Origin of the sequence: Flavobacterium sp. (assembly GCF_043779715.1) — a bacterium.
GTDB lineage: Bacteria > Bacteroidota > Bacteroidia > Flavobacteriales > Flavobacteriaceae > Flavobacterium.
In genome coordinates this window covers 1-7,919 of record NZ_JAYWDT010000120.1, presented here as the reverse complement: position 1 = coordinate 7,919, position 7,919 = coordinate 1, and the positions used below count along the sequence as shown (strand labels likewise).

The 7,919-nt window shown below is 32.9% G+C and carries 6 protein-coding genes and 2 tRNA genes; 2 read left to right on the top strand and 6 right to left on the bottom strand.

Annotated features, from left to right (window positions below; all coding sequences use genetic code 11):
- A partial coding sequence (locus ACH2BG_RS06205; RefSeq protein WP_395046848.1) for a T9SS type B sorting domain-containing protein occupies positions 1-840 on the top strand: 840 nt, incomplete at its 5' end.
- Between the two features lie 220 nt (positions 841-1,060).
- On the opposite strand, the gene cas2 is transcribed toward ACH2BG_RS06205, so the two are convergent.
- From cas2 to ACH2BG_RS06180, 5 genes are all read right to left on the bottom strand, one after another.
- Entirely contained in the window at positions 1,061-1,408 is a 348-nt protein-coding gene (gene cas2, locus ACH2BG_RS06200) for a CRISPR-associated endonuclease Cas2 (RefSeq protein ID WP_395046847.1), read from the bottom strand.
- Positions 1,401-2,312: a type II CRISPR-associated endonuclease Cas1 gene (gene cas1 / locus ACH2BG_RS06195; RefSeq protein WP_395046846.1), complete on the bottom strand. Its 912-nt coding sequence runs from the start codon at positions 2,310-2,312 to the stop codon at positions 1,401-1,403. Before cas1 ends, cas2 begins: the two co-directional genes overlap by 8 nt.
- 3 nt (positions 2,313-2,315) lie before the next feature.
- Complete coding sequence (gene cas9, locus ACH2BG_RS06190; protein ID WP_395046845.1) at positions 2,316-6,353, bottom strand: type II CRISPR RNA-guided endonuclease Cas9; 4,038 nt, start codon at positions 6,351-6,353, stop codon at positions 2,316-2,318.
- Positions 6,354-6,806: 453 nt separating this feature from the next.
- Positions 6,807-6,889, bottom strand: a tRNA-Leu gene (locus ACH2BG_RS06185).
- A gap of 43 nt (positions 6,890-6,932) precedes the next feature.
- Positions 6,933-7,005 (bottom strand) — tRNA-Lys (locus tag ACH2BG_RS06180).
- Between the two features lie 126 nt (positions 7,006-7,131).
- On the opposite strand from ACH2BG_RS06180, the gene ACH2BG_RS06175 reads away from it, so the two are divergent.
- Positions 7,132-7,653 carry a shikimate kinase gene (locus ACH2BG_RS06175; RefSeq protein ID WP_395046844.1) on the top strand — a complete coding sequence of 174 codons (522 nt, stop codon included), beginning with the start codon at positions 7,132-7,134 and terminating at the stop codon, positions 7,651-7,653.
- Here the strand turns inward: ACH2BG_RS06175 and ACH2BG_RS06170 are convergent.
- Positions 7,645-7,919: phosphoribosyltransferase family protein (locus ACH2BG_RS06170; protein WP_395046843.1), on the bottom strand; the 275-nt coding region annotated here is incomplete at its 5' end. The genes ACH2BG_RS06175 and ACH2BG_RS06170 overlap by 9 nt on opposite strands.

Genomic DNA, 7,919 nt, shown 5'->3' with positions numbered 1-7,919 from the left:
CTCCCAAACCCGTTTGTAACCTCCACGCAAAACATAAGAGTAGAAGTTATTAATCCAACGAATACCACTTGTAAAGCAACTTACACTATTGCTTTTGTTGTAAAGCCAGTACCCAATATTAATTTATTAGGTGATGAGTTGGTTTGTAACGAACAAACTATACAAAAAACTATAGATGCTGGACTTTTAGACCCAACCCAAGCACCAAACTATACGTATGTATGGAAACTAAACGGTAGTCCAACTGTAATAGGAACAAATTATACCTTAAACATAAATCAAGCAGGAATTTATACGGTTGATGTTTCTAATAATTTAAATTGTCCTAAAACAAGAACTATTACTGTTACTGCTTCCGATAAAGCTACCATTACATCGGTAAACGTAATAGATTTAACCACACCAAATAGTATAACGGTTTATGTTACGGGTGCAGGAAATTATGTTTATGCGCTTGATGATATAAATGGTTTGTACCAAGATGAAAATGTATTTGCTAATGTGAGTGCAGGAATTCACACGGTTTACATCAAAGATTTAAATGGTTGTGGTATTGTTCCCAAAGAAGTTGCGGTTTTAGGAATTCCAGATTATTTTACCCCAAATGGAGATGGCTATAATGATTATTGGAATATAAAGGGTGCAAATAGTGGTTTAAATTCTAAAACCATCATTTATATTTTTGACCGTTTTGGTAAATTAATCAAACAAATCATACCAACCAGCCAAGGTTGGAATGGTACTTTCAACAATCAAGCCCTACCTGCAACGGATTATTGGTACTCGATAGAACTAGCAGATGGAAGAATTGTAAAAGGGCATTTTGCTTTGAAGAGGTAAAATGTATTTTAGCTTATAATCCCCAACAAACAAAAGCAAAGCCACAATAGCCGCTTAGTTGTGAATTGCTTTCAAAATTGTATTTTAGCTTATAATTCCCAACATACCGCGATATAATCGTTTGATATGTTGGTAGTTACGGCTATTTTTTGAAATCGAAAAGAAGTAGTGTTTGTTTGTTGTAGCACAAGTAGTTATGCTTTTTTAGAATCCTAAACTCTTAAAAAAGCTCCAATTGTTGAGAAGGCTTGTCAGTTTCTACGGGTTTTTTACCATAAAAAAGTTCCATCATCCCAAATTGCTTATCTGTTATTTGCATCACACCAATTTTACCGTGTTCGGGTAAGTTATTCTTAATTCTTTTGGTGTGTACTTCTGCATTTTCCCTGCTGGCACAAAACCGCATATAGATCGAAAATTGAAACATAGAAAACCCATCGTCTAATAATTTCTTTCTGAATGAAGAAGCTATTTTGCGTTCCTTTCTGGTTTCTGTAGGCAGGTCAAAAAATACTAATATCCACAAACTTCTATATTGGTTTAAACGGGTGTAATGTTCATCATACATAAACAGGGTATAAAATTTTCCTAGATTTTCCCTCAAAACATTCGTGTAAAGAATGTGTTGTTCTACTCATTGCAACCATTAACGGGCTATTCTTTCCATCAATAAAAACATCCATACTGGCTATGTTTAGCAGTTGTTTCTTGAAGTCAATGGTCAATTCCTCAAAAGAATCTTCGGTTTCCATAATGTGGCATACAATCAAGTCTACATACGGGCGATAAGGCTCCATAATATCATCAGCAAGGCAATACGCATTATATTTGTTGCGATGAAAGATACCCAAAGTCGGAAGCATTCCGGAGCTGACAATGGCACGTGCTGTAATCGCTCTGAGTATGGCATAGCCATAATTTAATAAGTTATTTGGTGGTAATCCATTTTGTCCACGACTAAAAACACTACCATCCCTGGTGAGTATATGCGAAAGACTTTGCCAATAAAAAACTGCAGCTCTCGATTCGTGATTGAGCGCATCACCCGAGGTGACTTCTTTTGCCCAAAGTTCCATTTTTCGCATCGGGATTCCTTTCTCTTTGAGTAATCCCGCTTGGTTCATAATTTTGGAACTAATGGTTTGTTGCCACAAATTCTTTTTGAGTGGGGCAGAAGCATTAATTTGATTCTTGAACCGTTCAGATTGTTCTGTATGCCCATTTAAAGGCATTAATAAACCAATCGGTAGGTGGTATTGGTCGCAATTGATTAATGCAACATTATTATTGGTCAATTTCTCTAACAAACCATTGGTAATTGTGATTTGTTGGTTTTCTAAAACAATAACCCCAATATCTTCAATAGCCACAGTTTTGGTTTCTTGTTCCTTGTCGGGATAAGAAATAACGATTTGCTCGTTTTTGGTGCTCAAATAAGCTGGATTACCAAAGAAAAGAGTGCGTTTTATCATAATTTAGTATTCTCCAAGTTGAACAATTTGACCTAAATGATTAATTCTAATTTTAATTACTCCGATTAGTGGAGAAGTACTTCTAATGCTTTTATAAGCAATATCTTTTAACTCATTTTTTTCATCAACTGTTGTTTCTAAATGATGTCTAAACATATAATTTTTAGTAGCTATTTTCTGAACTCTAAAAATATTTGGACTTATCAAATGATAATTACACGGATTTTGTAAATCCATTTCCTGTGGATTAAAAGAATCAGATGGAAATATAAAAAACTCATTTTGTTTCATTGAAAACAAAAACTCCCATCCGTTTTGGTGGTTTTTGTTGATTACGGATAATCCTAAATTCCTACGAACCACTGCATCATAAAAAGAAACCACTTCCTCTTGTAGATTACCTTTTTCATCTCTGTAAATGGCTACATGATGATTATTTCCAGTACTCACAAAATCAACGCCAATTGTTTTTCCGTCTTCGTCTAAAATTTCGTTCCCTAAATGGTCTTTTTTGGTATGTAAAGCTTGCGCATTGCTCACTCCGCTTATAGTAACTCGTTTTATGGCAATTCCTTTTTCTTTGTTTTGCCAAATAGGATACTCGTCTAAATTGACAAAGGCTTTTTTCGGGTCGCCATTAAATTCGTTCAAACGATTTTGAAGAATGGTTTTTAAGCCAATATCAATTACTTTATCGATTTTCAAATCAGGTGTAATATCTTTTCTAATGGTATAGTCATCTTCCAGCCAAACCATTTTTACTTTTTCAGGTACTGCATCTGTTTTCTCAGCATCCAAATAAATAGGATTTTTAGCTAAAGCATTTTTGCCTGTAAAAGCCTTTTTAGGATCGTTATCATTTTCGACTAATCGAGAAAGTAAAGCTTCTCTATATTGTTTTTTTGCAACCTTGTTGATATAATCTTCCGTAAAATTGGCACTTACTTTTTCTTCTTTGGTTGCATATTGTTGCAGCTTTCCATAAACGGTTTCTTTGTGCAACTGTCCACGAGGTGTAAGCTGAATTTTTTCATTAGTGCCACCTTTAATTTTTGTGATGTTTTTATTTTTGGTAACTACTTTGTTTTTGGCTTTATAAGAAATCAAAATACTTTCGAGTTGCTTTTTAGCTTCTTCTCTAAAGTTTGGCATAGGTTTTTTAAAGCGTAATTTATTGTTTTTGTCACGTTCTAAATACTTTGTTTCAATTCCAAAAATGGCACTTGCTTTTTTATCTCCCTGAGTTTTTGCATTCAAATTATTTAAATATTGGATATAAGCGGGTTTGGTAAAAGCTACCGTTATCGCATCCATAGCGTGGTGGCGATGGTCGTTTCGTTTGGTCCAATCTTTAATTTTACGCAAACGTTCTCCGTTTTTGCCTTCTTCAATTTTGGTCAAACCTAATTTATCATATTTATCCCAATTGAGTTCTTGCATTACATCTATCAATTCCCAGTCTTCACGTAATTTATCAGTTACACTTCCGATAGTTGCTGTTACGTTTCTGGAGACTTCCAATAAAATTTCTTTTGCTTTCTTGGCTATGTATTGTGTTTCTCTTAATTGGCGGTCAATAAATCCTTCGGGAATTTCATTATCTGCCATCAAGAGTTTGTTCTGTTTGGTTCGGCTTATTTTCCCAAAAAAACTTTTTACTCTTTTTTCAAATTGGTCAAATTCTTCAGGAGTTAATTTTTCCTGTAAAAAAGAATAGGCGGTTTTGTTGCTTTTGTCAATGTTTAATTGGCGTTCGCAAATTGTTTTGTTAGAAAAACTATCATCAAATAATCTCGATTTAGGAATAATGTGTTCAATGTCATATTCTTTAGAAAATAGTTTTGATGGTTCAATAGGTTTTCCTGTGTACAACGAAATACCATCTGATTCTTTCCAAAGCTTGTAACGAATAATGTCGTTACGCGTTACTCTTGCTATTCCAAATTCGTGATGTAATAATTGTCTGATTTTATCGTGTTCGGCAGTACTTTTGTTAATGTTGTTAGTCATTTCTTTGCGCTGTTCGTTGTTGTTTTTCAACTCACGAGCCAATTCTACACGAATTTCATCAGGTTTTCCCATTGTTGGGTCTTCCATAATGGCATTAATCACATTAATCATTTGATTCAAGATTTTCTCTACTACTGGATTTCGTAAACTATTTTTCTTGAGTAAGTCCAGTGTATTTTTTAGAACTCTATCATTATTTTGCTCAGTTGTTAATGATGATGAATGATTATAACCAACCATTAAACAAGCTTTGTCATAAATTTGCCCATCCATCAAATGAGGCAATACTTTTTTAATGGCTTTGGCACTCAAACTGCCATAGTCAGCTTGAAGATTGATGTTTAAAAGAAAAGGAATGTGATTTTCTTTAAAACCAAATTTAGACATCAAACTTTTTTTCAGAAACTCATCTTCTTCCGCAGAATAAAGCAAATGCCACAATTGATAATATGGTTGCTTATCAAAGTCATTTCCTTGAATGGTTGGGTCGAAATCTAAAATGTCAGTGTTAATTTCTGAATCTGAAAAAGCAGATTTGACGATTTTTTTTACTTCTATTGCGTCTAATTTAGTTATGTCTAATTCATCATAACCTTCAACTTCAAGGATTTTTTCAAAAGCTTTAAAAAGTGCAGTATTGGTTCGATTTCCTTCAATTTTTTTGAAATTAACGGAATGACTACCCTTTTTTAATTCGCAAAAAGCCATTAGTTGAATATCAGTTAAACCGTCTTTAAACTGAAGTTCTTCGGCTATTTGCTGTTTTAATTCTTCGCTTAATAGAAAAGGCTCTTTTGTCGTTTCGTTTTTGACAACAATATTATTCAAATTCTGCCAAATCCTGAATTCCTGAAACAAAGGAGACGATTTTGGAATGGCTTTATGTCCTTTTTCAAATTCACAATGACTTATTAAATGTTTTTGAGACTTTAATTTTCTTTGATAGAAAATCGTAATATCTCGAACTTCTGATTTTAGTTTGTCATCTAATTCAGGGTGAAATTGAGCTTGTGTCTCCCAAATTTTTTCAAATTCGTCTAAATAATCTTGACGGTAAAAAACTTGATTTTTTAGTTTTGAATGAACATTATCTTGAAGTTGTTTATATTGGAATTGTCCAACCGTTTCTTTGTTGAAATACAATTCCTTGCTACGGTCGCTAATAGCACCAAGATAGCCACTCGATTGATTAATTTGATTGTTGATTTCAGTAATAATAAATGCCAAAACTTTCAAATCGAGTTCATTTGTCAAAGCATCATTTCTCCATTTGTAATGTTGTAATTTGGTTTCTTCTCTACTTCCTTTATTTTCGGCAAGTTCTATTTTTAATGTTTTTGTGAAGTAATGAGAAGTGAGCGTTCTTGATTTTCCATGAATCTCTTCGAGTAATATTTTATTAATAAATTCAGGATGATATTTATTCTGAAAAGTTATGATTTTCTCCAATTCCTTTTGTAAATCGGAACGATAGAAATCAGGAATGTATTTTCCTCCATTTGATAGAGAATTATAGACCCATTGTCCTGGAGTTATATTGTTTTCAAAAAGCGCTGTGGCAATTGCCATTCCATCAATAGCGTCTCCTTCTTCGGCTGTTTTTGCTTTTCGACTGCTTTTATATCCTCGTTTTTTATTGAGCATTAACAATATTTTTACGAATTCTTCTTTACTAACAGCCTCCGTTGCAGCCTTTGCTCTTAATTTATAAGAAGAAAAAGTAGTTGCTGCACCTGATTCGGCATAAATAAAATCAGTAGAAATGAATTTTATTTTGGTAAATGTTTCCAATAAAGCATCTCTTCTTTGCTTAAAACGTTGCAAACCTCTTCTTGCTCCACGTTTTAATGTTCTATCTGCGTTTATTGATATTGTATTTCCTTTCTTGAAATCTGCTTCTTCGTCAGTAGTGAGCGGAACGATGCGAACGCCGACATTTATAATGGATGAGGTTTCATTATCATCTGCTTCGTTGATAAATGACCAACCAATTGATGTTGTTCCCAAATCCAATCCTAATATTTTTTTCATTTTATAGCTATATTTTTGATAAATTTTACCTAACTGTAAATTAATCCCTAAATTTAATAAAAAGAAAATTAACTAGTTTACGGAAAACCACATACAAATAATAAAACTTTTGTTGTATCATTGTGTTACAATTTTGAAGCAATTCACAATAAGGATTATTCCGTTGTGAAAACATTCAAAGCGGCCTCACAAGGGTCGCTTTTTTATTTTAAGTAAGAAGAAAGTATGACTTATTAAAATAATAAATCTGATAATTTTGATACGTAGTACGGTTTCCTAAATATATTATTTAAAGCTAAAAAATTATCATGTTAAAATTGGTTGTGTTTAAAAAAAAATTATCAAATTGAATATTATAGCAAATAAAAAAGGTTTTAATCTTCATTTCTATCAATCTAGTTGACTAAATGTTGACTAAAACCTTTGTAATGCACTGAAAATATTTGATTTCCGTGACCACGGCGGGATTTGAACCCGCACGCCCTTGCGAGCACCAGCCCCTCAAGCTGGCAAGTCTACCGTTTCTCCACGTGGCCTTAAATAAAAAAAGTCATTCGCTTGTGGCGAACGACTTTTTTGTGACCTGGCTGGGGCTCGAACCCAGGACCCCATCATTAAAAGTGATGTGCTCTACCAACTGAGCTACCAAGTCATTGTATTTCTTCAACGCGGGTGCAAATATAAGAAGTTATTATTGATTTTTCAAAGCAATTTTGTATTAAATTTGTCTTTTTTTCTCAAACACGCTCAGTGCGTTAATTTATAAGGTTTTAGCTTCATGAAAAAAATTGTTTTAGTTGGTTATATGGCTTCTGGAAAAACAGAAATAGGAAAATTACTGTCAAAAAAACTCGACTTACCGTTTTTTGATATAGATCACCTGATTGAAAATGAAGTTTCTAAAACTGTAAATGATATTTTTTTAGAAAAAGGAGAGATTTTTTTTAGAAAAAAAGAACATGAAGTATTTGCCAATAAACTCAACTCGAACGAATCGTTTGTGCTAAGTCTTGGTGGCGGAACACCTTGTTATGCAAACAATCATTTGTTTTTACAAAAGGACGATGTGATTTCTATTTATCTGAATGTAAGTATCCCAACATTAACAGAAAGATTAAAAATTAATAAAGCAAATAGACCACTTATTAAAGATTTATCTGATGATGAGTTAACAGAATTTGTTGCCAAACATCTTTTTGACAGAAGTTTCTATTATAATCAATGTAAGCATACGATTTTTGTAGGCGATGATAAATCTCCGTTTGATGTTATTGAAGAGATTCAGAAAATATTACTCTAAGAAAGCGCAATCTTCATTTTCATTAAAAACAACTTGTACATGTTCTAACAAGGACGTTGATAGTGAAATGCCTTTAAAATCAGCTTTTATAGGGTATTTTTTGTGGTTTCTGTCTATTAAAACTGCGGTTTTAAACTTATTCAAATCAACATCTAGAAAATGTCTTACACCGTAAATTAATGTTGTTCCAGAGTTAAGAACATCGTCAACCAACACCAATCCTTTGTTTTTATATTCATTTTTATTGATGGAAGTTGTAATGGGTA

Coding starts and splice junctions, on each gene's coding strand:
- cas2 (WP_395046847.1), bottom strand. CDS start 1,408: ATGTATGATGAACATTACACCCGTTTAAACCAATATAGAAGTTTGTGG.
- ACH2BG_RS06175 (WP_395046844.1), top strand. CDS start 7,132: ATGAAAAAAATTGTTTTAGTTGGTTATATGGCTTCTGGAAAAACAGAA.
- cas1 (WP_395046846.1), bottom strand. CDS start 2,312: ATGATAAAACGCACTCTTTTCTTTGGTAATCCAGCTTATTTGAGCACC.
- cas9 (WP_395046845.1), bottom strand. CDS start 6,353: ATGAAAAAAATATTAGGATTGGATTTGGGAACAACATCAATTGGTTGG.